Source organism: Streptomyces sp. NPDC056883, assembly GCF_042788835.1.
GTDB classification, from domain to species: Bacteria; Actinomycetota; Actinomycetes; order Streptomycetales; family Streptomycetaceae; genus Streptomyces; species Streptomyces stoeckheimensis.
In genome coordinates this window covers 342563-364670 of sequence record NZ_JBHUBS010000003.1, presented here as the reverse complement: position 1 = coordinate 364670, position 22108 = coordinate 342563, and the positions used below count along the sequence as shown (strand labels likewise).

Annotated in this window: 17 protein-coding genes and 2 tRNA genes; 5 read left to right on the top strand and 14 right to left on the bottom strand. The window is 71.8% G+C overall.

All coding sequences use genetic code 11. The features are described from left to right. Positions 1-75: 75 nt before the first annotated feature. Positions 76-149 (bottom strand) — tRNA-Met (locus ACFRU2_RS10660). Between the two features lie 47 nt (positions 150-196). Further along, positions 197-814: a TetR/AcrR family transcriptional regulator gene (locus ACFRU2_RS10655; protein ID WP_382970335.1), complete on the bottom strand. Its 618-nt coding sequence runs from the start codon at positions 812-814 to the stop codon at positions 197-199. Positions 815-922: 108 nt separating this feature from the next. Here ACFRU2_RS10655 and ACFRU2_RS10650 point away from each other — a divergent pair, with 108 nt between their 5' ends. Then, positions 923-2035 (top strand): FAD-dependent monooxygenase, encoded by a 1113-nt coding sequence (locus ACFRU2_RS10650; protein ID WP_382970332.1) that lies wholly within the window; start codon positions 923-925, stop codon positions 2033-2035. A gap of 13 nt (positions 2036-2048) precedes the next feature. On the opposite strand, the gene ACFRU2_RS10645 is transcribed toward ACFRU2_RS10650, so the two are convergent. From ACFRU2_RS10645 to ACFRU2_RS10635, 3 genes are all read right to left on the bottom strand, one after another. Continuing rightward, the gene (locus tag ACFRU2_RS10645; protein WP_382970329.1) at positions 2049-3995 is read right to left on the bottom strand and encodes a tetratricopeptide repeat protein; all 1947 of its coding nucleotides are present in this window, start codon (positions 3993-3995) and stop codon (positions 2049-2051) included. 202 nt (positions 3996-4197) lie between these two features. Beyond that, positions 4198-4271: transfer RNA gene (locus tag ACFRU2_RS10640), tRNA-Met, on the bottom strand. Between the two features lie 44 nt (positions 4272-4315). Continuing rightward, on the bottom strand, positions 4316-7237 hold the full coding sequence (locus ACFRU2_RS10635) for a UPF0182 family protein (RefSeq protein WP_382970326.1): 2922 nt from the start codon (positions 7235-7237) through the stop codon (positions 4316-4318). Between the two features lie 126 nt (positions 7238-7363). On the opposite strand from ACFRU2_RS10635, the gene ACFRU2_RS10630 reads away from it, so the two are divergent. Beyond that, positions 7364-7936 (top strand): PPA1309 family protein, encoded by a 573-nt coding sequence (locus ACFRU2_RS10630; RefSeq protein WP_382970323.1) that lies wholly within the window; start codon positions 7364-7366, stop codon positions 7934-7936. A gap of 71 nt (positions 7937-8007) precedes the next feature. On the opposite strand, the gene ACFRU2_RS10625 is transcribed toward ACFRU2_RS10630, so the two are convergent. The 4 genes from ACFRU2_RS10625 to ACFRU2_RS10610 form a co-directional block, all read right to left on the bottom strand. After that, positions 8008-9096 carry a PDZ domain-containing protein gene (locus ACFRU2_RS10625; RefSeq protein WP_382970321.1) on the bottom strand — a complete coding sequence of 363 codons (1089 nt, stop codon included), beginning with the start codon at positions 9094-9096 and terminating at the stop codon, positions 8008-8010. Between the two features lie 70 nt (positions 9097-9166). After that, the gene (locus ACFRU2_RS10620; protein ID WP_274549473.1) at positions 9167-9379 is read right to left on the bottom strand and encodes a hypothetical protein; all 213 of its coding nucleotides are present in this window, start codon (positions 9377-9379) and stop codon (positions 9167-9169) included. A gap of 323 nt (positions 9380-9702) precedes the next feature. Continuing rightward, positions 9703-10164: a molybdenum cofactor biosynthesis protein MoaE gene (locus ACFRU2_RS10615; protein ID WP_250741814.1), complete on the bottom strand. Its 462-nt coding sequence runs from the start codon at positions 10162-10164 to the stop codon at positions 9703-9705. A 128-nt stretch (positions 10165-10292) separates the two neighbouring features. Continuing rightward, positions 10293-11456 carry an SDR family oxidoreductase gene (locus tag ACFRU2_RS10610; protein ID WP_382970318.1) on the bottom strand — a complete coding sequence of 388 codons (1164 nt, stop codon included), beginning with the start codon at positions 11454-11456 and terminating at the stop codon, positions 10293-10295. Between the two features lie 193 nt (positions 11457-11649). On the opposite strand from ACFRU2_RS10610, the gene ACFRU2_RS10605 reads away from it, so the two are divergent. Continuing rightward, positions 11650-13053 carry a zinc-dependent metalloprotease gene (locus ACFRU2_RS10605; RefSeq protein WP_382970315.1) on the top strand — a complete coding sequence of 468 codons (1404 nt, stop codon included), beginning with the start codon at positions 11650-11652 and terminating at the stop codon, positions 13051-13053. After that, the gene (locus ACFRU2_RS10600) at positions 13050-13574 is read left to right on the top strand and encodes an NUDIX hydrolase (protein WP_382970312.1); all 525 of its coding nucleotides are present in this window, start codon (positions 13050-13052) and stop codon (positions 13572-13574) included. The genes ACFRU2_RS10605 and ACFRU2_RS10600 overlap by 4 nt, the downstream gene beginning before the upstream one ends. Before the next feature lie 74 nt (positions 13575-13648). On the opposite strand, the gene ACFRU2_RS10595 is transcribed toward ACFRU2_RS10600, so the two are convergent. The 4 genes from ACFRU2_RS10595 to ACFRU2_RS10580 form a co-directional block, all read right to left on the bottom strand. Continuing rightward, positions 13649-14404, bottom strand: a complete 756-nt coding sequence (locus ACFRU2_RS10595; RefSeq protein WP_250741811.1) for an AIM24 family protein — start codon at positions 14402-14404, stop codon at positions 13649-13651. A 17-nt stretch (positions 14405-14421) separates the two neighbouring features. Then, positions 14422-15102, bottom strand: a complete 681-nt coding sequence (locus ACFRU2_RS10590) for an AIM24 family protein (RefSeq protein WP_250741833.1) — start codon at positions 15100-15102, stop codon at positions 14422-14424. Positions 15103-15131: 29 nt separating this feature from the next. Further along, positions 15132-16772, bottom strand: a complete 1641-nt coding sequence (locus ACFRU2_RS10585) for a TerD family protein (protein WP_382970309.1) — start codon at positions 16770-16772, stop codon at positions 15132-15134. A gap of 139 nt (positions 16773-16911) precedes the next feature. After that, positions 16912-17451: a M48 family metallopeptidase gene (locus ACFRU2_RS10580; protein ID WP_382970306.1), complete on the bottom strand. Its 540-nt coding sequence runs from the start codon at positions 17449-17451 to the stop codon at positions 16912-16914. Between the two features lie 249 nt (positions 17452-17700). On the opposite strand from ACFRU2_RS10580, the gene ACFRU2_RS10575 reads away from it, so the two are divergent. Further along, positions 17701-18807: a ThiF family adenylyltransferase gene (locus ACFRU2_RS10575; RefSeq protein ID WP_382970304.1), complete on the top strand. Its 1107-nt coding sequence runs from the start codon at positions 17701-17703 to the stop codon at positions 18805-18807. A gap of 5 nt (positions 18808-18812) precedes the next feature. Here ACFRU2_RS10575 and ACFRU2_RS10570 read toward each other — a convergent pair whose 3' ends face one another. Beyond that, positions 18813-21935: a tetratricopeptide repeat protein gene (locus tag ACFRU2_RS10570; protein WP_382970303.1), complete on the bottom strand. Its 3123-nt coding sequence runs from the start codon at positions 21933-21935 to the stop codon at positions 18813-18815. Between the last annotated feature and the right edge of the window lie 173 nt (positions 21936-22108).

Below are 22108 nucleotides of genomic sequence, written 5' to 3'. Positions count from 1 at the left end.
CGCGCGCGGTTCACGTTCGCCTTCAGGAACGACCGAAGGCCCGGATCCAGGGGATCCGGGCCTTCGGTTCTTCAGTAGCGGGGACAGGATTTGAACCTGCGACCTCTGGGTTATGAGCCCAGCGAGCTACCGAGCTGCTCCACCCCGCGTCGGTAAACCCGACTGTACGCGAGCGTGGCGAGCACATGCAAATCGGTTAACCGGCGGGGTCCCGCGGGCCCCGGAGGCCGTGCAGCAACAGCGAGGTGAGGGTGTCGACCACCTCGTCGTCGTCGAGCGCGACCCCTGCTGTCATCGACGCGTACCCGAGCATCGAGACCATGCCCCCCATGGCGGCGGCCACCAGCTCCGGATCCCCCGGGAGCTCCCGCCCGCCCTCGCGCATGTATTCCAGGTGCTCCCGCAGCGGCCCCGTGTCGTGGGTCAGCTGCCCCCAGACCCCGCCCTCCCCCGGCGGCTCGGCCATGGAGCGCTGGAAGAGGGCCGCGACGACGGGCAGGTGATCCCGGAAGACCCCCCAGGTGGCCGCGACGTGCGAACGCAACTGCGCGCGGTCGGCGAGGTCGTGTTCGCGCGGATGCCCCTGGCCGGCACCTACGGCGTCGTCCACCTGGGCCCCCATGTCGCCGAGCAGCGCGTGCAGGAGCTCCTCCTTGCCGGCGAAGTGCTCGTAGAAGGAACCGGTGGAACGCCCGGCCGCCTTCGTGATGTCGGTGATCTTCGTCTGGGGGTAGCCGCGCTCCAGAAAGAGGGTGCGCGCGGCCTCCTTGAGCGCCGCCTCGGTCCCCGCCGCCCGCTCCTTGCGCACTCCCACGCCACAACCCCTTCCGCCCTTGACGCCGCCTTCTCCCCGTCAGCATACTGAACGCGATTTCACCGAATCTTGATTCAGTGAACGATTATTCAGCCAAAGGGGTGGGGCATGCACGTACGAGCGGCAGTCATCGGTGGCGGAGTGGCGGGAACGGCGAGCGCGATCGCACTGCGCCGACGGACGGGCGCCGAGGTCACGGTGTACGAGGCCTACGACCCCGCGACCGGGGAGGAGGCGGGCAGGGTCGGGTCGTTCCTGAGCCTGGCGGTCAACGGCTTGCGCGCGCTGGACCGGATCGGAGTCCTCGCCCCCGTGCGGGCGGCCGGATTCGCCTTCGCGGACCAGTGCATGTGGTCCGCGTCGGGCCGGCTGCTCGGCCGGGTCCCCCGGGGCCGGCTGGCCTCGGACACCCTGCACAGCACGACCCTGCTGCGGGAACGCCTGGTCGAGGCGATGCGGGCCGAAGCCGAGCGGGCCGGGGTGCGGATCGTGACGGGCCGCCGGGTGACGGCGGACTCCCTGGACGCGGACCTGGTCGTGGCGGCCGACGGCCTCTGGTCGGCGACCCGTACCGCCCTGGACCCGGGAGCTCCGCGCCCCGAGTACGCGGGCCTGTACAGCATTTCGGGGATCTCGCGGGACGTGCCGCTCCCCGGGGACGCCTTCCACATGGTGCTCTCCCGCAAGGGGGCCTTCCTGTGCCTGCCGGTCGCGGACGGGGGCGTCTGGTGGTCGGCCCAGGTGGCCTCGCCCCGTCCACCGGACCTCGCGCACCCGCCGCAGGAGTGGCTGCCGCTGCTGCGCGAGCTGTACGCGGGCTCGCGGACCCCGTCGGCCGTACTGGCCGGGTCGGTGGAGAGCGACCGGCCGACGCTGATGCACAAGCTGGCGGAGGTGCCGGTCTGGCACGACGCCCGGACGGTGCTGATCGGGGACGCGGCCCATCCGGTGGGCGCCGGGCAGGGCGCGTCGATGGCCCTGGAGGACGCGGTGGCCCTGGCCGACGCCGTTGCCGCCTCCCCCTCGGTCGCCGGGGCCCTGGCCGCCTACGACCGCCTGCGCCGCCCCCGCATCGCCCGCATGGCCAAGGCCGCCGCCGGCAACCGCGAGGCGAAGACCCCGGGCCGCGTCCAACACCGCGCGACGGAGGCCCTGATGCCCCTGTTCCTCCGCTACGCGTACCCCCGCGCGACGGCATGGCTGTACGAGCCCACGGCCTGAGCCGCGAAGCCGGTCAGGCCGAGAGTTCCTCCGCCAGCGCCTCGCGCAGTCGGGCAGCCCGTTCGGAGACCTCCGCGGGGCCCAGTTCCATGGCGCGCACGCACCATTTCTGGCCCTCCGTCAGGTCTCCCTGCCGGGCCGCGAGCAGGCCCAGCCGCAGCGCCGCCCGGCCGTGTCCGGCCACCGCCGCCCGGGTCCACCACAGCGCCGCCTCGGGCTCGTTGCCCTCGCGCGCCAGCAGCAGACCCAGGTTGAAGGCGCCGTTGCGGGAGCCGGCCTCCGCCGCCTCCCGGTACCACCGCGCCGCGGCCCCCAGCTCGCCCCGCGCGGCGGCCAGCATGCCGACCCGGACCTGCGCACGCCGGTGCCCCAGCTCCGCGGCCCGCTCGTACCACTCCTCGCTCTCGGTGCGCGCGGCTCCGCCCACCGGCTCGCCCAGCGCCACCGGCTCCGGCGGCGGGGCCAGCGACTCCAGCAGCGCGGCCAGCCGGAAGGCGGCCTCCGCGCTGCCGCCGCCGGCCGCGCAGCGCAGGTGCCGTTCCGCCGCCCGCTCCTCGCCGTCGCGGACCAGCGCGATGCCGACCTGGAGCGCCGCGTCGGTGTGTCCCGCCGAGGCCGCCCGCTCGTACCACTTCAGGGCCGTGCGGTCCTCGTCCCGGCTGGCGAAGAGGATGCCGAGGTTGAAGGCCGCGTCCACGCTCCCCGCCTCCGCCGCCTTCGAGAACCACGGCTCCGCGCCCTCCGCGTCGCCGCCCTGGAGCAGCAGGATGGCCAGCGCGTTGGCCGCCTCGCGGTGTCCCGCGTACGCGGCGCGGCGGTACCACTGCTCGGCCGGTCCGGTCCGCTCCTGCGCGGCGCAGAGCAGCGCGAGGTTGTACGCCCCGTTCTGGTCGCCCGCGTCCATCGCGGCCCGGTACCACTTCTCCGCCGTCTGGGTCTCGCCGCGCGCGGCGTGCAGTGCCCCGAGCGCGTTCGCCGCGTTGCCGTCGCCGTCCTGCGCGGCGCGCAGCCACCAGGTGGCCGCGTTCTCCTCGTCGCCGGCGTCGCGCAGCAGGAAGCCGAGGGCGCAGGCCGCCCGCGCCTCGCCCTGCTTGGCGGAGGTGAGGTACCAGCGCCCGGCCTCCTTCAGCTCCCCGCGCGCCTCCAGCAGGGCGCCCAGGTGCAGCCCGGCGCGCCGGTGGCCGCGCGCGGCGGCCTGCCGGTACCACTGCTCGGCCTCGGCCGGGTCGCCCTTGCGCAGGTGCCGGGCCAGCCGGTACGCGGCCTCGCGGTGCCCCTGTTCCGCGGCAGCGCGGAACCACCGCTCGACACCCTTGTCCCCGCGGTGCTCCAGCAGGTCGGCGAGGCCGTAGGCCCCCAGGGCGTGGCCGGATTCCGCCGCCTGACGCATCCAGTACTCGGCGGCGGGCTCGTCGCCGCGCTCGCGGTAGTGGCGGCCCAGGGCGTGCGCGGCGGGAGCGGATCCGGCCACGGCGGCCACGCGCCACCAGCCGGCGGCCTCCTCGGGGTAGCCGCGCTGGTGCAGCAGGACGCCGAGGTTGTTCGCGGCCGCGCGGTCGCCCTCCCCGGTCGCTCCGCGCAGGTAGGGCTCGGCTCCCGCGAGGTCGCCGCGGCGCAGCAGGAGGGCACCCAGTACGCTCATCGCGCCCGGGTCCCCCTTGTCGGCGGCGACCCGGTGCCGCGCCTCGAGCGCGGCGTCGCTGGCCGCGTCGGTCAGCGCGAAGACCGCGTCGTCGAACAGCTCGTCGACTGACGCGCCCGACACGTCTGACACGTCCGACACGTTTGACACGTCCGGCGTGGTCGGCGCCGTGGCCGTGGTCCGTACCGCCCGCGTGGTCATCGCGGTCCGCACGTCAACGGCCTGAGCCGCCCCATCGGCCTCCGCATCCGATTCGGAGTCCGCCCTCACAAACCGCCCTGTCTCCAGCAGAGTTGACCTGTCCCCCATAAATCCCATCGTCGCATCACCTGCTACCCGCGTACACCTGGTATGTCGCAGTCAGTGAGGTCACTACAGCGTTTTGTCGACATGCCCACAGAGAGACAAGTCAAACACGCTCACACCCCAACTCACCCACCTCAGTGACCCCGCGTCGGCGAAAAACTCGATGGGGCATGACGAAGGCCCGGATCCATCGGATCCGGGCCTTCGTCTTCAGTAGCGGGGACAGGATTTGAACCTGCGACCTCTGGGTTATGAGCCCAGCGAGCTACCGAGCTGCTCCACCCCGCGTCGGTAAACCAACAGTAGCACGACGCGGGGTGGAACCATTACCGCTATCCGCTGGGCGTGGGCGTCGCCGCGGGCGCCGGCACCTTCGCCTCGGCGTCGATCGCCCGCTTCAGCGCGGCCTGCAGATCGCTCTGGGCCTTGCCGTACGCCGCCCAGTCGCCGGCCTTGAGCGCCTTGTCGGCGTCCTCGACCGCCTTCTGCGCATCGGCCAGGGCGGCCTTGACCGTCGGGTCCTGGCTGGTCGGCGGCGGGGTGGTGGTCCCGTCGCCCGGCGGAGTCGTGGTCCCGTCGCCCGGGGGCGGGGTCGCCGACTCGGCACCGAACACCACGTTCAGCGCCTTCTCCAGCGTGTCCTCGAAGGCCGTCTGGTCCCCGTAGGTCACCAGGACCTTCTTCAGCAGCGGGTACTTGAGGCCGCCGCCGCGCACGTACACCGGCTCGACGTAGAGCATTCCCTTGTCGAGCGGGACCGTGAGCAGGTTGCCGTACTCCACCTGGGAATCGCCCCGGCTCAGGATGTTGATCTCCTGGGCGATCTCCGGCTTGGAGTTGAATCTCGCCTGGACGAGCTTCGGGCCGTCCACCGGGTTCTGGGTCGGCAGCTTCAGCAGCTGGATCTTCCCGTAGTCCGCGGTGGTGGGATCGGCGTTGACCGCCATGAAGGCGCTCAGGTTGTCCCTGCCGTTCGGCGTGAGCGTCGTGGTGAGCGAGAAGGCCTGGTTGGGGTCCTTCTGGCCCGGCATCTTCATGGAGAGGTAGTACGGCGGAACCGCCGTCCCCGCCTTGGTGGTCGGGTCGTCCGGCACCGCCCAGACCTCGCTGCCGCTGAGGAAGGTCTGCGGGTCCGTGACGTGGTAGCGGGTCAGCAGCTCACGCTGGACCTTGAAGAGGTCCTGCGGGTAGCGCAGGTGCTCCATCAGGGTCGGCGAGATCTCCTTCTTGTCCTTCACCGTGCCGGGGAAGGCCTTCATCCACGTCTTGAGGACCGGGTCCTTGGTGTCCCACTGGTACAGCTTCACCGTGCCGTCGTAGGCGTCGACGGTGGCCTTCACCGAGTTCCGGATGTAGTTGACCTGGTTCTCCTGCGCGACCACGGCGCGCTGGGAGTTGGTCAGCGAGTCCGCCGTCGTGTCCCCGAGCTGGGTGCGGGACGCGTAGGGGTAGCCGTTGGTGGTGGTGTAGGCGTCCACGATCCACTGGACCCGGCCGTCGATCACCGCCGGGTAGACGGCTCCGTCGATCGTCAGCCACGGGGCCACCGCCTCGACGCGGGCCTTGGGCGTGCGGTTGTAGAGGATCTTCGACTTGTCGTCGATGGCCCCCGAGTAGAGGATCTGCGGCTCGCTGAAGGCCAGGGCGTACGCGGCCCGGTTCACCGGGTTGCCCAGGCTCACCCCGCTGTCGCCCTTGTAGGTGGTCTCCTTCTCGCCCTGGTCGTTGGCGTAGTCGAGCTCCTTCTGCGGTCCGCCGACGATCGAGTACTGCTTCGTCTGCTCGCCGTAGTAGATCCGCTGCTCGTACTCTCCGAGGTCGCCCCGCGCGGGCAGGCCCGACTCGGTGAACACCGGCTCCCCGTTGGGGGTCACTTCGGTGCCCTTGGCCGCGACCACGCCGTATCCGTGGGTGTAACGGAAGTGGTCGTTGATCCAGTTGTTCTTCGGGATGCCCGCGAGGTTGATCTCACGGAGCCCGATGACCGTGTCCTGGCCCTTGTACCGGTCGACCGCCAGCGTGGCCGGGAAACCGTAGTAGCCCTTGTTCTGCTGGAGCTGCTGGAAGGCCGGGGACACGATGTTCGGGTCGAGCAGGCGGATGCTCGCCGTGGTGTTGGCGTCCTGGCGGAGCTTCTTCTTGTCCGCCTTGGGGTCCGGCAGGCCCGCGTAGTCCGTGACCGAGGCGTCGGCGACTCCGTAGGCGTCGCGCGTCGCCTTGATGTTCTTCTGGACGTACGGGGATTCCTTGGCCTGCTCGTTCGGCTGGACCTGGAACTTCTGCACGATCGCCGGGTACAGCCCGCCGATCAGGATCGCCGAGAGCACCATCAGGCCGAAGCCGATGACGGGGAGCTGCCAGGTGCGGCGCCACAGCGTCGCGAAGAACAGCACCGCGCAGATCGCCGCGATGGCGACGAGGATCGTCTTGGCCGGCAGGTACGCGTTGGCGTCGACGTAGCGCAGGCCGGTCCAGTTGTCCGCGGCCTTGAAGTCGCTGGACTTCACGGCGAGGCCGTACCGGTCGAGCCAGTACGCGACCGCCTTGAGCGTGACGAAGAGGCCGAGCAGCACCGACAGGTGACCGGTCGCCGCGGCGGTGGCCCGCGCACCCGGGCTCGTGACGCGCAGTCCCCCGTAGAGGTAGTGCACGACGGCGGCGGCGATCACCGAGAGCACGACGGCGGCGAAGCCGAAGCCGAGAAGGAAGCGGTACCAGGGCAGGTCGAAGGTGTAGAACGACACGTCCAGGTTGAACTGGGGGTCCTTCGTGCCGAAGGGCACCCCGTTCACGTACATCAGCCAGGTCTTCCACTGGCCCGCCGCCGAGGCGCCCGCGATCAGGCCGACCAGTGCGGAGATGCCGAGCAGCAGCCACTTGCGGTACGGCGCGACGGTCATCCGGTAGCGGTCGAGGCTCTGCTGCTCCATCGACATCGCGCTGAGCGGCGGCCGCAGCCGGTGGGCCAGCCAGATGTTCAGCCCGACGGCACCGGCCATCACGAGGCCGAAGACGGCGAAGAGGCCGACCTTGGTCCACAGGGTGGTGGTGAAGACGGTGGAGTAGTCGACGGAGCGGAACCAGAGCCAGTCCGTCCAGAAGCCGGCGAACATGATGAACGCCATGGCCAGGACGGCCAGCACGCCCAAGGTCATCAGAAGAGTCCGGGCGCGCCGGGACGGGCGGCCGACTCTCATCCGTGGCCCGGAAGGGCCTCCGCCGCGGTCCGGCATCTGGAAAGCCAAGGTGCGCACCTCGAAAGTCGCTGTGTGTAAGTGATGCTGAGATTTTTCAAAGCATGGGCCCCCGATCGTAGAGCCCACTCATGCAACTTACTGAGGCTTTAGTCAGTTCCCGGTATCCGGGGGAAAGGAGGCAGGATGTTGCCCATGTCCAACCTTTCGCCGTCCCCCGGCACCCCTATGGCGGCAAGCCCGCTGACCCGTGCCGTCCTCGAAATCGACGAGTACGCCTCCACCCTCGGCTGGGACAAGCCCGCCCGGCTCTTCGCCCTGGTCGACACGGCCAGGCTGCGCAAGGAGGCTCCGGGCGTCGCCCGTCAGCTCGGCCTCGACCAGGACGACACGGGCAAGAACCAGCTCACCCCGATCGAGCAGGACGAGGTGCCGGCCGGAACCCCGCTGGACAAGTTCCTGGGAACCATCGCCTGGCCCGACTCGATCCTCGGCTGCGCGCTGACCGTGGAGCGGCTGATGCTGCCGCCGTCCGCCGAGTCCTCCGTACCGGAGGGGCTCACCGACAAGCAGCTCACCAAGTGGGTCGCCACCCACCCGGAGCGCCAGGAGGTGCGGCTGACCGTGGGCGTCCTGCGCGACGGGTCGCGGGAGTCGGCCGTACGGCTGCGGGACAAGGACTCGGCGAACGAGGTGCTGACCGGCGCGACGCTGGTGCCGGGGCTCGCCGAGGCGCTGGCCGCCACCTTCCTCGACTAGCCGGCGACCGGCTCGGGCGGCGCGGGCCAGGCAAGATCCGGAAGGGGCGGCCTAGGCCGCCGCGGACACGGTCAGGACTTGGCGCACTGCGTCAGCCCGGCCGTGTCCCCCTTGCTGATCTTCTCCAGCGCCTTCACGGCGTCGTCGATGGTGGAGACCTTCACGAGCGTCAGCCCGTCGGGCACGTCGCCCGCGGCGGCGGCGCAGTTCTCGGCGGGCGTCAGGAAGTACTGGGCACCGGCCTGGCGGGCGCCGATGGTCTTCATCTGGATGCCGCCGATCGGGCCGACCTTGCCCGCGTCGTCGATGGTGCCGGTGCCGGCGATGAACTTGCCGCCGGTCAGGTTCTCCGGGGTGAGCTTGTCGACGATGCCGAGCGCGAACATCAGCCCGGCGCTGGGGCCGCCGACGTCGGCGAGCTTGATGTCGATGGTGAACGGGAAGGTGTGGTCGGTACCGGCCCGGATGCCGACGACGGCGTGGCCGTCGCCCTCCGCCTTGCCCGCGATGATCGAGACCTTCGTCGTGCCGGTGGGCTCGCGGTGCGCCTTCTCGGCCTCGGCGGCCTCGGCCGCGGGCACGATGGTGAACTCGACCGGCTCGCCGGGCTTGTGCTTGGTGACCAGCTTGGCCACGTCCTCGGGAGCGTTGACGGAGGTCCCGTCCACGGCCTTGATGACGTCTCCGGCGTGCAGCTTGCCCTCGGAGGGGCTGCCCTTGACCACGGAGGCGACGATCACGCGGGCGGCGACCGGGATGCCGAGCTGCTTGAGGGCGGCCACCTTGGCGCTCTCCTGCGACTGGCTGAACTCCTCGGCGTTCTCCTGCGTGGACTCCTGCTCCGTCTTGCCGTCCGGGTACAGGTTCTCGTGCGGGACGACGATGTTGTCGCCCGCGGCCCAGCCGTAGACGGCCTCCAACAGGTTCATGTCGTAGTCCGCGCCGGTGACGCGGACCGTCGTCATGTTCAGGTGCCCTGTGGTCGGGTACGTCTTGTGCCCCGAGATGTTCAGGACGGGCTCGCCGTGCGAGTCCCCGAGCGTGTTCACGGTCGGGCCCGGGCTCATCTCGGAGTACGGGGCCTTCATGAACACTCCCGCGCAGAGCAGCGCGAACAGCATGAGGGTGGAGGCGAGCATCGTCGCAGTGCGGCGTGGCATGGATCGACAGTACGTGACGGCCCTGACGAGCGGCCCCCGGGGCCGGTCCGTACGGGGGCCCGGCGCCGCGTCAGACGGAGTCCACGGTGTCCTTCTTGCGCTGTGCGTCCGCGTCCGCCTTCGCCGCACCCGGTTCGCTCTGGCCCATGGCCTCACGGAACCGCGCGTAGCCCGCGAGCTCGGATATGTCACCGGTCGTGCGGTCGCGTGCCGCCCAGCTGCCCCATATCGCCGCTCCGATCGCGGCGAACAGCGGAATCAGCAACCACGCCAAAGACGCCATGGGCGTGTCTCCCTACCCCGAAGTACGTGTTGTTGGTGGCTTCAACGCTGCTGCCCGGGAGGGGGTTACGCAAATCGAGGGCGTGTTGCGCGTCCGAACGGGGCAACCGGCGGCCCCCGGCCCCTGCCTCAGCAGGCGCCGACCCACTCCTCGGTGCCGTCGGAGAACGTCTGGTGCTTCCAGATCGGGACCTCGTGCTTGAGGACCCATCCTGCACGGCCCCCCTCGCACTGCTCGGCGCCAGGGCGCCTCACAGGCTTCGGCGAGCCTGCGCCGGACTCCGTCCGTCGGCTGGTCCCCCGGCCTACCCGCCGTCCCCTGCCTCAGCAGGCGCCGACCCACTCCTCCGTGCCGTCCGCGAAGGTCTGGTGCTTCCAGATCGGGACCTCGTGCTTGAGGTCGTCGATCAGCATGCGGGCGGCCTCGAAGGCCTCGCCGCGGTGCGGGCAGGAGACGGCGACGATCACCGCGAGGTCGCCTACGGCCAGGTCGCCGATGCGGTGGACGGCCGCGAGGGCGCGGACCGGGTACTTCTCCACGACGCGCTCGGCGACGCGGCGCATCTCCGCCTCGGCCGAGGGGTGGCAGGAGTAGCCGAGCTGGTCGACGTCCGCCCCGCTGTCGTGGTTGCGCACCGTGCCGACGAAGAGCGTCGTACCGCCCGTCGCATCGTCGCCGACGGCCTGGAAGACCTCGTCGATCGAGAGCGGGGTCTCACGGATCTCGAGCAGCCGGATCGGGTCCGGAGCGGCGTTCTCGCCGGGGTGGTCGAAGTGCGGTGCCATACCTTCCATCGTGCCCTAGCCGCCGACCCGGCGGAATAGCAGTTTCACCAGGGCCCCACCGGCCCCCTTGGGAGCCTCCTACAGAAACGGCCTGGCGGCGGGGCAGGCACGGCCTGCCCCGCCCGGGGTCAGATGCCCCGGCGGCGGCGCGCGGCGCGGATCGCGGCGGCGGCGCCGAGCAGCGCGACCGTCGCGCCCGCGGCCCCCGCCGCCGTGGCGTCCTTGCGGCCCAGCCGGCGCCCCGCGACGGTGTGCCGGCCCGCGACCTCCTGGAGGAGCTCCGCCAGCACCTCCTCGTTGGTCCAGCGCGGCCGCCACCCGGCCGCGTGCAGCCTGCTGACGCTGACCACCCACGGGTGCATCGTGTACGCGAGGTCCCCGGCCGGGGACGGGGTGAGGCCGATCCGGTGCAGCCGGGCCGCCGCGCCCAGGGCCACGGCCGACGGGAGCTCCATGCGGCGGATGCCGCTCAGCTCCTCGACCTCCTCCTGTTCGAGCCAGCCCTCGCAGCCGACCGCGAGCTCTCCTTCGACCTTCTCCAGGGCCGCGTACTCCAGCGCGCTGACCAGGTCCTCGACGTGGCAGAACTGCCAGGTCGGGCGGGAGCCCGCCACCACCAGCAGGCGGGGGGACTCGAAGTACCGGGTCAGCGCGGTGTCCGTGCCGCCGACCAGGACGGCCGGGCGGACCACGGTGACGTTCAGGCCGGGGTGCGCGCGCGGAGCCCGGCGGCCCAGCCGCTCGATCTCCAGCAGGTCGCCGACCCCGGTCGCCTCGGCGGTGGCCCGCAGCTCGGCGTCCTCGGAGAGCGGGATGTCGTTGTCCGGCAGGGCCCCGTAGACCATCGCCGAGGTGCAGAGCACGACCCGGTGCACTCCGGCCGCCGCGGAGGCGGTGAGCACGGTCTGGGTCCCGCGCACGTTGTACGCCGTACGGGCCGCCGGGTCCGTTTCCAGGTCGAGGTCGAGGGCCAGGTGCACCACGACGTCCGCGCCGCGCAGTTTCTCGGCGATCGCCGGGTCCCGTACGTCGAGGAGGTGCCACTGGGCGTCCGTGCAGTCCCCGCGCCGCTCGTCGATGGCGACGACCTGCTTGACCTCCTCGGACGCGGCCAGCCTGGCCACCAGGGCCGCCCCCACCCCCGAGGCGGCGCCGGTCACGGCGATCACGGGGCCTCGGCGCGCGGAACCGCCCGGGTTTCGCGTCCGGCGAACGCCCTGGGCGTCTTCGCCGTGCTCAGGGCGGTTTTCCGGGCCCTGCTCGTCCAAAGCGTGCGGATCTGGGGAACTCACCAGGCGTCTCCAGCGGTTGTCTTCAGTAGGGACGCACCGTGACGCGCACCCACCAGTCGATGTCCATCCTGCCGCAGCCCAGGAGTCAGCGGAGCACCGAGCCCGGAAGCGGGTCTGGTGTCTACGCTGGGTGGTGTTGTCGAAACCAATGCCCGTCGGCTCCCGCCGGCGGCCCTACGAGCCGAGGAAACCCGTGAGCGACACCCCATTCGGATTCGGCCTTCCGCCCGAGGAGCCGGACAACGGCGACGAGGGCAAGAAGAAGGGCAACCAGGGCGGTCAGAGCGGCCCGACTCCGTTCGGGTTCGGCACGGGCCTGCCCGGCGGCTCCGGCGGGCCGGGCGACGCCGACAACCCCTTCGCGGCCATGTTCGGTTCCATGAACCCGAACGACCTCGGCGCGGCCTTCCAGCAGATCGGCCAGATGCTGAGCTACGAGGGCGGTCCGGTCAACTGGGACATGGCCAAGGACATCGCCCGCCAGACCGTGGCCCAGGGCACCTCGGACGGGGTCAAGGACGCCAGTGTGGGCCTCGCCGAGAAGTCGGCGGTCGAGGAGGCCGTGCGCCTCGCCGACCACTGGCTCGACGGCGTCACCTCGCTGCCGTCGGGTGCCGCCACGGCCGTGGCGTGGAGCCGCGCCGAATGGGTCGAGGCGACCCTGCCGGTGTGGAAGGAGCTCGTGGACCCGGTCGCCGAGCGCGTCGGCGCGGCCATGGGCGGCGTCCTGCCCGAGGAGATGCAGGCCATGGCGGGCCCGCTGCTCGGCATGATGCGCTCGATGGGCGGGGCCATGTTCGGCCAGCAGATCGGCCAGGCCGTGGGCACCCTCGCGGGCGAGGTCGTGGGCTCGACCGACGTCGGGCTCCCGCTGGGTCCGGCCGGCAAGGCCGCCCTGCTGCCGCTGAACATCGAGCGCTTCGGCAAGGACCTGGGCGTCTCCTCCGACGAGGTCCGGCTGTACCTGGCGCTGCGCGAGGCCGCCCATGCGCGGCTCTTCGCGCACGTGCCGTGGCTGCGCTCGCACCTCTTCGGCGCGGTCGAGGGGTACGCGCGGGGCATCAAGGTCGACACCTCGAAGCTGGAGGAGGTGGTCGGCCAGCTCGACCCGTCGAACCCGGAGCAGCTGCAGGAAGCCCTCCAGGGCGGCATGTTCCAGCCGCAGGACACCCCCGAGCAGAAGGCCGCGCTGGCCCGTCTGGAGACGGCGCTCGCGCTGGTCGAGGGCTGGGTGGACGCGGTCGTGCACGAGGCCGCCAAGCCCCGGCTGACCTCGGCGGACGCCATGCGCGAGACCATGCGCCGGCGGCGCGCCTCGGGCGGCCCGGCGGAGCAGACCTTCGCGACGCTGATCGGGCTGGAGCTGCGGCCGCGCCGGCTGCGCGACGCCTCGCGGCTGTGGGCCTCGCTCACCGACGCGCGCGGCGTGGACGGGCGCGACGGCCTCTGGGAGCACCCGGACATGCTGCCGACCGCTTCCGACCTGGACGACCCGGACGGGTTCGTGCACCGGGAGCAGCTGGACTTCTCCGAGATCGACAAGATGCTGGGCGAGGCCGCCCAGAAGCGCGAACAGGACGGCGACGACACCAAGTGAGCCTGCACGAAGACGCTGTCCTGGTCCTCAAGGGGTACGAGGGCCAGCCCGAACTGCGCGACGTCTACCTGGAGCACCTGGCGGCCCATCCCGACGGGGTCTACAAGCCCTGCCAGGCGGGCCACGTCACCGGCAGCGCGCTGGTGATCGACCCGGAGCACGAGCGCGTCCTGCTGACCCTGCACAAGAAGCTGGGCATGTGGCTCCAGATGGGCGGGCACTGCGAGCCGGGTGACGCCGCCCTCGCCGACGTGGCCCTGCGCGAGGCCCACGAGGAGTCCGGCATCACCGCCGGGCTGACCCTGCTGCCCGGCGGCCCGGTGCGCCTGGACCGGCACCCGATCCCGGCTCCGTGCAACTGGCACCTGGACGTGCAGTACGCGGCGCTGGCGCCCGCAGGTGCCCTCGAAGCGATCAGCGACGAGTCTCTGGACCTGCGCTGGTTCCCGTACGCCCAGGTGGCGGAGGTGGCCGACGCCTCGGTGGTGCGGCTGCTGGAGGCGACGCTCGCGCGGCTCTGAGCCCGCGGGACACGCGGAAGGGGCGGCCCCGCCGATGCGGGGCCGCCCCTTCCGTGTGTCCGTGCGTACCCGGATCAGTTCCAGGCGTTGTTCTGGTTCTGCGCGTGGGCGCCGTGCTGGCCCATGCCGAACTGCGCGGCCGCACCCTGCCCGATCTGGGCGTTCTGCGGCGGGAGCGCCTCGCTGGGCTGGACCAGGGCGAAGCCGGTGCCGAGGAAGCTCAGCTCCCAGCCCTCGCCGGTGTTGCCGCGACGCCGCCAGACGCCGGTGGAGTGCGTCTGGGCCTGCATCTGCACGCGCAGCGAGGTGGACCAGGCGACGATGGCGTCCGCGTCGGCGTTGACGTACTTGTCGGGCGTGACCTGCATCATCAGCGGCTGCCCGGAGGTCATCAGCGCGACCTTGCCGCGGCCGGTGATGTTGAGCTGGTACTTGCCGGAGCCGGAGATCCCGTACTGGCTGTCCACCGCGATGGCCTCGGTGTGCAGGGTGGAGTCCAGGGCCAGCACGTAGCTGCTGTCGACCGTGAGGCCGTCCTGGTCCACGTCCACGACGTGGACGTACTGCGCCAGGTTGGCCAGGTAGACCGTGCCCTGTCCGGAGCAGCGCATCAGGTCGAGGCCCTCACCGGTGCGGGCGCGGGCATTGCGCTGGGTGGTGCTCTGGTACTCGCCGTCGAAGTCGATGATCCCCTGGTAGGCGACCATCGCGCCCTTGCGGGCGAGCACGTCGTCGGAGCCGCTCAGCGAGACCCGCAGCAGCTGCGGGTTCTGGACGGCGTACCGCTCCTGGGTCTGCGCCTCGGCGTGGGCGAAAAGTGAGCTCTGCATGGTGTGTCTTCTCCCCCTCAGCCCCGGGCCCGGAGCCGGTCGGTGCTGTCCTCGCTGGGCTGTACGACGACGATGCCCTGGCCGGAGAAGGCCATCTGGTAGGCCTCCCCGCTGCCCCGGCCGATCATCGACGAGGCCTTGAAGCTGCGCTTGCCCTTGACCTTGAGGTTCGGGGACCAGGCGACGAGCGCGTCGGGGTCGACGTACGTCTCGTCCTCGCCGCGGCCGCAGTCGACCACGATCGGCGTGCCGCGCGAGGTGATCGCGACCCAGCCGGTGCCGGCGACCGACACGTTGAACAGGCCCTGGCCGGCGAACTTGGCCATGCCCTTGACCCGCTCGACGCCCCACTGGAGGTGGGCGTCGAAGGCGAGCAGGTTGGTGCCGTTGACGGAGAGCGAGTCGTTGTTGAGGTTGATCACGACGACGTCCGCGCCGTAGTCGGCGAGGTAGAGCAGGCCGTCGCCGGAGGCCTTCATCAGCGGGGCGCCTTCGCCGGTGAGCCACTGCGAGGCCATCTGGCGGACGGCCGGCGGGTTGGGCTCGTACTGCACGAAGCCCTCGTAGGCGACCATCGATCCGGTGCGCGCGAAGAGGTCCTGGCCGCTCTGCATGGCGACCTTGAGCATCGCGCGGCCGTGGTTCTCCATGCGGGCCGTGACGGGGGTCGGGGCGTAGCCCGCGAGCTGCTGGTTCATTGCGTTCATGGCATTCATGTGGGGCTCCCTCAGACCTCGTACGGCTGGACGACGATGAAGTTGCCGGGAGCGCCGCGGAACTGGAGGTTCACGGTCTCCCCGCTGTGACCGGGGTACGCGTTGCGGCGCAGCCGGACCTGGCTGGAAATGATCACCTGGGCGGCCGAGGACCACGCGACTATGGCGTTGCTGTCCGCGAAGGTGGTCGGGGTGACGGGCAGGACGACGGGCACGCCGTGCGTCTTGACGATCACCGTGCCGGTGCCCTGGAACTGCATGGTGAACAGGGCGCCGCCCGGGATGCCGTGGCCCTCGATGCGGCGGATCTCGTGCTGGAGCGACTCGTCGAAGGCGAGGACGTTCTCGGCGGAGACGCAGATGCCGTCGCCCTGGAGCTCGATGGCGTGCAGGTGGGCGCCGTTCTCCGCGAGGAAGATCTGCCCGCGGCCGGAGCAGCGCATCAGCTGCATCTCCTGGCCGGTGGCGTTGCCGACGACGCGGCCGGCGAAGCCCGCGCCCTTGTAGCTGAAGTCGACCTTGCCCTGGTAGAGCACCATGCTGCCCTGGCGGGCGAGGACGGCCTGGCCGCCCATGGCCAGGTCGACGCGCATGAGCTGCTGGTTCTGCGGGGTCCAGCGGGTGCCGGTGGGGGCTTCCTTGTACGGCTGGAGGGCGGCGGCGAGTCCGGCGCCGGCGGCGGGCACCGCCTGCGCGGGAGCACCGTAGCCCTGGGGCTGCTGGCCGAAGGCCGGCTGCTGGCCGTACGGGGGCTGCTGCTGGCCGGGGACCTGGCCGTACGAGGGCTGCGGCTGCTGCCCGTACGGCGCGGGGGCCGGGGCGGGCGGCGCAACCTGCCCGTAGGGCGCGGGGGCGGGCGGGGCCAGGGGGGCGCCCATCGGTGCGGCCATGGTGGGGGCCGCGTGGACGGGCTGCTGGTACGGCGCGGGGGCCGGGACCTGGGCCGGGGCGGGGGCCTGGGCGGGCGCCGGGGCCTGGGGCGGCGCGCCGAAGGAGGGCGCCGGGGCCGGGGGCTGCGCCTGGACGGGAGCACCGAAGGAGGGCGCCGGGGCGGCGGCCTGCGGGGGCGGTGCGAAGCCCGGCGCACCGGCCGGGGCCTGCGCCTGCTGCGCGGGCTGCTCCTCCTCGGCGACCTCGCCGCCGAAGTTCTGGAGCAGCGCGGCGAGCCCGCCGTCGAAGCCCTGGCCGACGGCGGCGAAGCGCCATACGTCCTTGAGGTAGAAGTCGCCGATCATCAGCGCGCGCTCGGTGCTGAACTCGGAGCCCGTGAAGGAGTACCGCACGACCTCCTCGCCGCCCGCCACGATGCGGATGTAGCCGGGGCCGATCTGCGACATCTGGCCGGCGCCGTCGATCGAGGCGGCGAAGGAGAGCTTGTGGATGTTGGCCGGAATGCGGTCCAGGGTCACCCGGAAGGATTCCGTGTCACCGGCCTGCGCGCCGAGCTGCTGGATGGACTCCTCCGGCGACTTCGGCTGGTTGAAGAAGACGAAGTAGCGGTCGTCCGAGAGCTGTTCGTCGGCGTCGAGGCCGAAGCAGCTGATGTCGATGGCGAGCCCGGGCCCGGCGATCTGGACACCCACATAGAGGTCCGTGCCCGCCGTCAGATCACTGATTTTGGCCTTGTGACCGCGTTGGAATTCCCTGGCCATACGTAAGACCGTCCCCCATCCCGACTGTGAATGCGTGCCGCTCAGGCTAACGCCAACCTCGGACATCCGGCCAAGTCGGTACCGACCCGGTACATATCACGAGGCGTGACATGGCGGGGTTATAGCGGACAAATGCGGATCATTCCTCGCGGGCGGCCGGGACTTTCGGAAGGCGTTCGGCGGCGACGACTCCTTCGAGGTACCCGCGCGCCCGCTCGGTGCGCGGATACGCCTCCAGCAGTTCCCAGAAACCGGGTCCGTGCCCGGGCACGAGGAGGTGCGCCAGCTCGTGCAGCAGCACGTAGTCGACGACGTACTCCGGCATCCCCTGGATGCGGTGCGAGAGCCGGATGCTGCCTTCGGCCGGGGTGCAGGAGCCCCAGCGGGTGTTCTGATTGGTGACCCAGCGGACCGTGCGGGGGCGGGCGCGGCCGCTGAAATACTGCTCGGACAAACGCTCGGCGCGCTCGGCGAGTTCCGCGTCCCCGAAGGTGCGCTTGCTCTCCTGCGCCGCCAGCTTGTCGAGCATGACGCCCACCCAGCGCTGCTCCTCCGCCTCGGACATCCGGGCAGGGATGAGGACGACCGTACGATCACCTTCGCGGTAGGCGGATACGGTCCTGCGGCGGCGCGCGCTCCGGCGGACTTCGACGGCGCGCTTCGGTGGATCGGCGGACACGCCATGACGGTACCCGGTCGCCGCGGCGGAAGTCCCGCCCTCCCGGGGTCGAACACGAACCGTTGCTCAGTCGGCGGCACGGACGCCCCGAGGAACGCTAGTCATTCATTTCATATACCTAATACCCCTCACCTGTGGACAAACTTGAGCAGGTCTCTCTCCGGCCGGGCAATCTTGCGGAAAGCGAAAGCGACGCGGCCCCAGGGAATGCGGCGCGTGAATCGAACCGCGAATCGAGGGAGGACCGCGATGTATCCGAAGGTGAAGCCGGCACTGGCACGGGCCTGGCGGGATCTGCAGACGGTGCAATTCGGTGTGACGCCCGCCCACGCGGTGGTGCTCGGGCCCGTGGACACGGCGACGGGCTCGCTCCTGGACCTGATCGACGGGACGCGGGGCATGGAGCTGCTCCGGTCGGAGGGCAAGGCGATGGGGCTCCCGGACGGCCGCGTCGACGAGGTGGTGCGGAGGCTGGCGGCGGCCGGGCTGCTCGACGACGCCACCGCGGGCGGACCCCGCGCCCAGGCGGTGCGGGACCGGCCGGAGGCCCTCGAGCGGCTCGGCCCGGACTTGGGGTCGCTGTCCTTGGTCCGCCCCCGGCCGGGCGGGGACTTACAGGGTGTCGCCGCCCGGCGGGTGATACGGGTTCAGGTGCGCGGGAGCGGCAGGGTGGGCGCGGTGATCGCCTCGGTCCTGGCGGGAGCGGGCATCGGCCGGGTCGAGGTGCTCGACGGGGGCCGCACGCAGCCCGCGGACGTGGCGCCCGGCGGCCTGGGCCCCGGCAGCGTGGGACGGCTGCGCGCCGAGGCCGCGCGGACGGCGGTCCGCGAAGCCGCCCCCGGACGCGGCCCCCGGACCGGGGAGAGCGAGGGCCCGGAGCCGGGGCTCGCCCTGGTGGTGGTCGCACCTCGCGACGGCCTGCAGTCCTGGGCCCCCGATCCGCAGACGGCTGCCGACTGGGTCACCACCGGCACCCCCCACCTCTACGCGGGGGTCCTGGAGGGCACCGGGCTGGTGGGGCCGCTGGTCCTGCCCGGAGCCACCGCGTGCGCCGGCTGCATGGAGCGCGACCGGATCGATCGGGACCCGGCCTGGCCGCGCATGCTGGTCCAGTGGCGCTCGGCCCACCGCCGCCGCACCGCCGCCGCCTGCGACCTGGGCCTGTCCACCGCAGTCGCCGGCCTGGCCGCGGCCCACGCCCTGTCCTTCCTCGACGGCGAACTCCCCGCCTCCACCGCCACCCGCTGGGAGGCCGCCCTCCCGTCCCTCCACTGGCAGTCCACCCCGGTGCAGCCGCATCCGGACTGCCCGTGCGGGGCGGCGAAGGTCCCGGCGGGGCAGGGGGTGGGGGCGTGAGGGGGCTAGCGGGGAGGCGCAGCCGTGAGTCGCTCCTCAAGTACCGGGCAGAACCCCTCGATGCGGGGCCCGGCCGACGGGATCACCACGGCGAGGCTGCGGAGTTCACCGATCAGCTCGCACAACTCCCCAGGTGCCGGGGTGGCGTCCAGAAGCTCCGCGAGATACTGCTCGGCCTGATCCCAGCGGGTCCACAGGCAGTGGACGAGCAGGAGGTTGCCCCACCGGGAGACCCGGTGGGCACGGGCCGCCGGAGAGCCCAGCAGCTCCACCGCACGCGCCAGGTGGAGTTCACGGTCCGGGTGCCGCAATGCATCCATGGCCACCGCCGTCTCGTAGTGGGTCCATGCGTCATCGGCGTCGAGTTCGATGGCACGGGCGAGGTCGGCGAGCGCCTCCTCGTACCGGCCGAGCAGCCGATGGGTCAGTCCGCGGCAGGCCAGTGTGGAGGCGCTGGTGGGGCAGAGCCCGACCGCATGACCGTAGTCGGCCAGGGCCTCTTCGTTCCTGCCCAGCATGCGGTGGCAATCACCCCTTCGCCTGATGACCCAGTGATCGTCGGGTCTGATCGCGTGGACCCGGTCGAAGTCGGCGAGGGCCCGGTCGAACCGGCCGAGCTTCGCCCACGTCGTCGCGCGCAGGTAAAGGGCCCAGGCGTTGTCGGGCTCTTGTGCGACGGCACCGTCGAGGTCCGTCAGGGCCTCGACGTACCGTCCCAGCGACAGAAGGACGTCCCCACGGCCGACGAGGCTCCAGCTGTGGCCCGGGGCGAGCTCGATGGCCCTGCTGTAGTCCGCCAGGGCGTCCTCGTCCCGCCCTGCCTTGCGGTGGAAATCGGCTCTCCAGGCAACGGGCCAGGCATCGTCGGGTCTCAGCTCGGCGGCCCTCGTGATATCGGCCAAGGCCTCTTCGTGCCGCCCCAGCTTGTGGTGGGCGAGAGCGCGGCTGGTGAAGGCCGAGAGGTCGTCGGGCGAGAGCTCGATGGCGCGGCCGAGGTCGGCGAACGCCTCCTCGTGCCGTCCCAGCGCCTCGAAGGCATTCGCTCGGTTCACCAAGGTCCAGGAATCGCTCCCGGGTTGGCCCTCGAGGGCGCGAGTGAAGTCGGCCAGGGCTTCCTCGTACCGGGCCATCCCATGGTGGACGGTGCCGCGGTTGACGAGCGCCCGGCGATCACCCGGGAAGATCTCCAACGCGCGTTCGAAGTCGGCCAGGGCTTCGTCGAACCTGCCGGCCCCGCGGTACAACGTCCCGCGGTTGACCAGGCTCATGCCGTCCTGGGGATCGAGTTCCACGGTCCGGGTGTAGTCCGCGATCGCGCCTTCATGGCTCCCGGTGAGCTGCTGGGTCAGGGCCCGGCCGAAGGAGGCGCGCCAGGCTCGGGGGTCCAGGACGAGGGCTTGGGTGTAGTCGGCCAGGGCCTCGGCGTACTCCTCGGCGTTGCGGTGGTCCCGGCCGCGGAGGGTCAGTGCCAGGGCCCGGCCCTCGGGGGCGAGCTCGGCCCGGGCGAGGAGGACGGTCAGGGCCGCGGTGCCGGGGGCAGGTTGGTCCAGGGCCGTCCGGAGTTCGCCGGACAGCCGCATCAGGGCCGGGGACTCCGTGTCGCGGGACGCTGCGGCCAGGGTCGTGGTCCAGCGGTGGAGGGTGGTGATGCCGTGGTCGTAGGCGTCGACCACATCGCGGAGAAAGCGCGGGAGCGCGGCGCGGGGGTCGGCGCAGAGGCGGTGGTAGGCCTCCTGGAGGCGGTGGCCGCGCCAGGTCTCGTCCGACCACCACCCCTCCGACGGGGTCGGGGCGGACTCCAGGTGCTCGCGGCGCCGCCGCATCGCGTCGGCCAGCCGGGTGTGGAGCTGCTCCCAGCGGATCGGGGACTGCCTGCGCTGCAGGCGGAGCATCGCGCCGCGGACCACCTCGTGGTAGCGGCAGTGGCCCGAGCGGTCGGCGACGAAGGGCATCGACCGGAGCCAGCCGAAGAGTTCGGCCGCCTCCTCCTCCACGGCCGCCCGGTAGACGTCCTCGTCCAGCTCCTGCGGGAACGCGCAGGCCAGGGCGGCAGCACGGTGGGCGGGGTCGGGCACCCACTTGAGGAACCGCTCGACGGCGGTGCCGCTGGGGTCCCCGATCTCCTCCACCTCCTCCACCGTTCCCGGCTGTGTCTCGGCCAGGGTGGAGACCAGGACCGGGAGGCGGCCCGACAGGCGCAGGATCACCTCGACGACCCGCTCGTCGGTGACTCCCTTTCCGGTGAGGAGGAGCCGCGCCTCGGCTTCGGTGAAGACCTCCAGGGGCCAGTCGGTGACCAGGTCGTGCCAGTCCTCCCAGGTGCGGGCGGCCAGCTTGGACTGGCCGGCCAGGACGACCAGCACGTTCGCGGGGAACTCCCCGTAGCGTTCGCTGCCCAGCACGTCGCGGAGCCAGGTGTCCAGCATGGGTCCGGTGCGCTCGTAGGTGTCGAAGAAGAGCACGATCCACGGGTGCTTGCGGGCCGTCTCGGCGAGCTCTTCGAGGAACACCGGGGTCAGCGTGTCCAGCGGGGAGAGGACCAGTTCGACGTCACCGTGGTTGCGCAGGCGGGTGCTGAGGAGGGCCTTGACCCGGTCCGCGCCGGCGGCGACCTGGTTCGGGTCCACGGCTCCGGTGAAGGCGCCGACCCCGGGGATCATCCCGAGTCCGACCAGGCCCAGCTGCGAGGCGACCACGCTGGACGAGGAGGGCGGCGGGGTGCCTCCCGCCGCGGGGTCGGCCGCCGCCGCGGCCGCGAGGACTCCGGCATCGGCCTCGTGGCGGCGCTGGCGATAGGTGGCCAGCAGCTTGTCGAAGCCCTTCATGGGCAGGCCGCGCTGGGCGAACTGTGCGCTGACCGCTTCCATGGTCTCGACGACGTCGGCGACCGACTCGTCCACGTACGCGGTGACGGCCCCGCTCTCGCGGGCGATGGTTTCCAGGTGCCGTACGAGGGTCGATTTGCCGACACCGCCCGGGCCCCGGACGTGGAAGAGGAACTGCGCCGCCTCTTGCGGGGGCTGGCGCAGGGCGTCGCGGAAGGCGGTCACCTCACCCTGCCTGCCGATGAAGCCGCCGGAACGGCGCCGCCGGATCAGTTCCTGCCTCGAAGGTCCCCGTCCCGCCATCCCCCAGCCCTTCCGCCGGTATTGCGCGGCCCACTCCACCGCCATGCTGTCCCATGGGGGCGGCCGCCGTCCGCCGACCGGTGGATTCCCGCCTCGCACCGGGCCGGAGCGGCAGGGCATGCGGAGGGGGCGACCGCCGGGGGCCATGACAGGATGCTTTTGGCCGGAAAGGC

Coding starts and splice junctions, on each gene's coding strand:
- ACFRU2_RS10650 (WP_382970332.1), top strand. CDS start 923: ATGCACGTACGAGCGGCAGTCATCGGTGGCGGAGTGGCGGGAACGGCG.
- ACFRU2_RS10645 (WP_382970329.1), bottom strand. CDS start 3,995: ATGGGATTTATGGGGGACAGGTCAACTCTGCTGGAGACAGGGCGGTTT.
- ACFRU2_RS10630 (WP_382970323.1), top strand. CDS start 7,364: ATGTTGCCCATGTCCAACCTTTCGCCGTCCCCCGGCACCCCTATGGCG.
- ACFRU2_RS10625 (WP_382970321.1), bottom strand. CDS start 9,096: ATGCCACGCCGCACTGCGACGATGCTCGCCTCCACCCTCATGCTGTTC.
- ACFRU2_RS10620 (WP_274549473.1), bottom strand. CDS start 9,379: ATGGCGTCTTTGGCGTGGTTGCTGATTCCGCTGTTCGCCGCGATCGGA.
- ACFRU2_RS10615 (WP_250741814.1), bottom strand. CDS start 10,164: ATGGCACCGCACTTCGACCACCCCGGCGAGAACGCCGCTCCGGACCCG.
- ACFRU2_RS10595 (WP_250741811.1), bottom strand. CDS start 14,404: ATGCAGAGCTCACTTTTCGCCCACGCCGAGGCGCAGACCCAGGAGCGG.
- ACFRU2_RS10590 (WP_250741833.1), bottom strand. CDS start 15,102: ATGAACCAGCAGCTCGCGGGCTACGCCCCGACCCCCGTCACGGCCCGC.
- ACFRU2_RS10585 (WP_382970309.1), bottom strand. CDS start 16,772: ATGGCCAGGGAATTCCAACGCGGTCACAAGGCCAAAATCAGTGATCTG.
- ACFRU2_RS10575 (WP_382970304.1), top strand. CDS start 17,701: ATGTATCCGAAGGTGAAGCCGGCACTGGCACGGGCCTGGCGGGATCTG.
- ACFRU2_RS10570 (WP_382970303.1), bottom strand. CDS start 21,935: ATGGCGGGACGGGGACCTTCGAGGCAGGAACTGATCCGGCGGCGCCGT.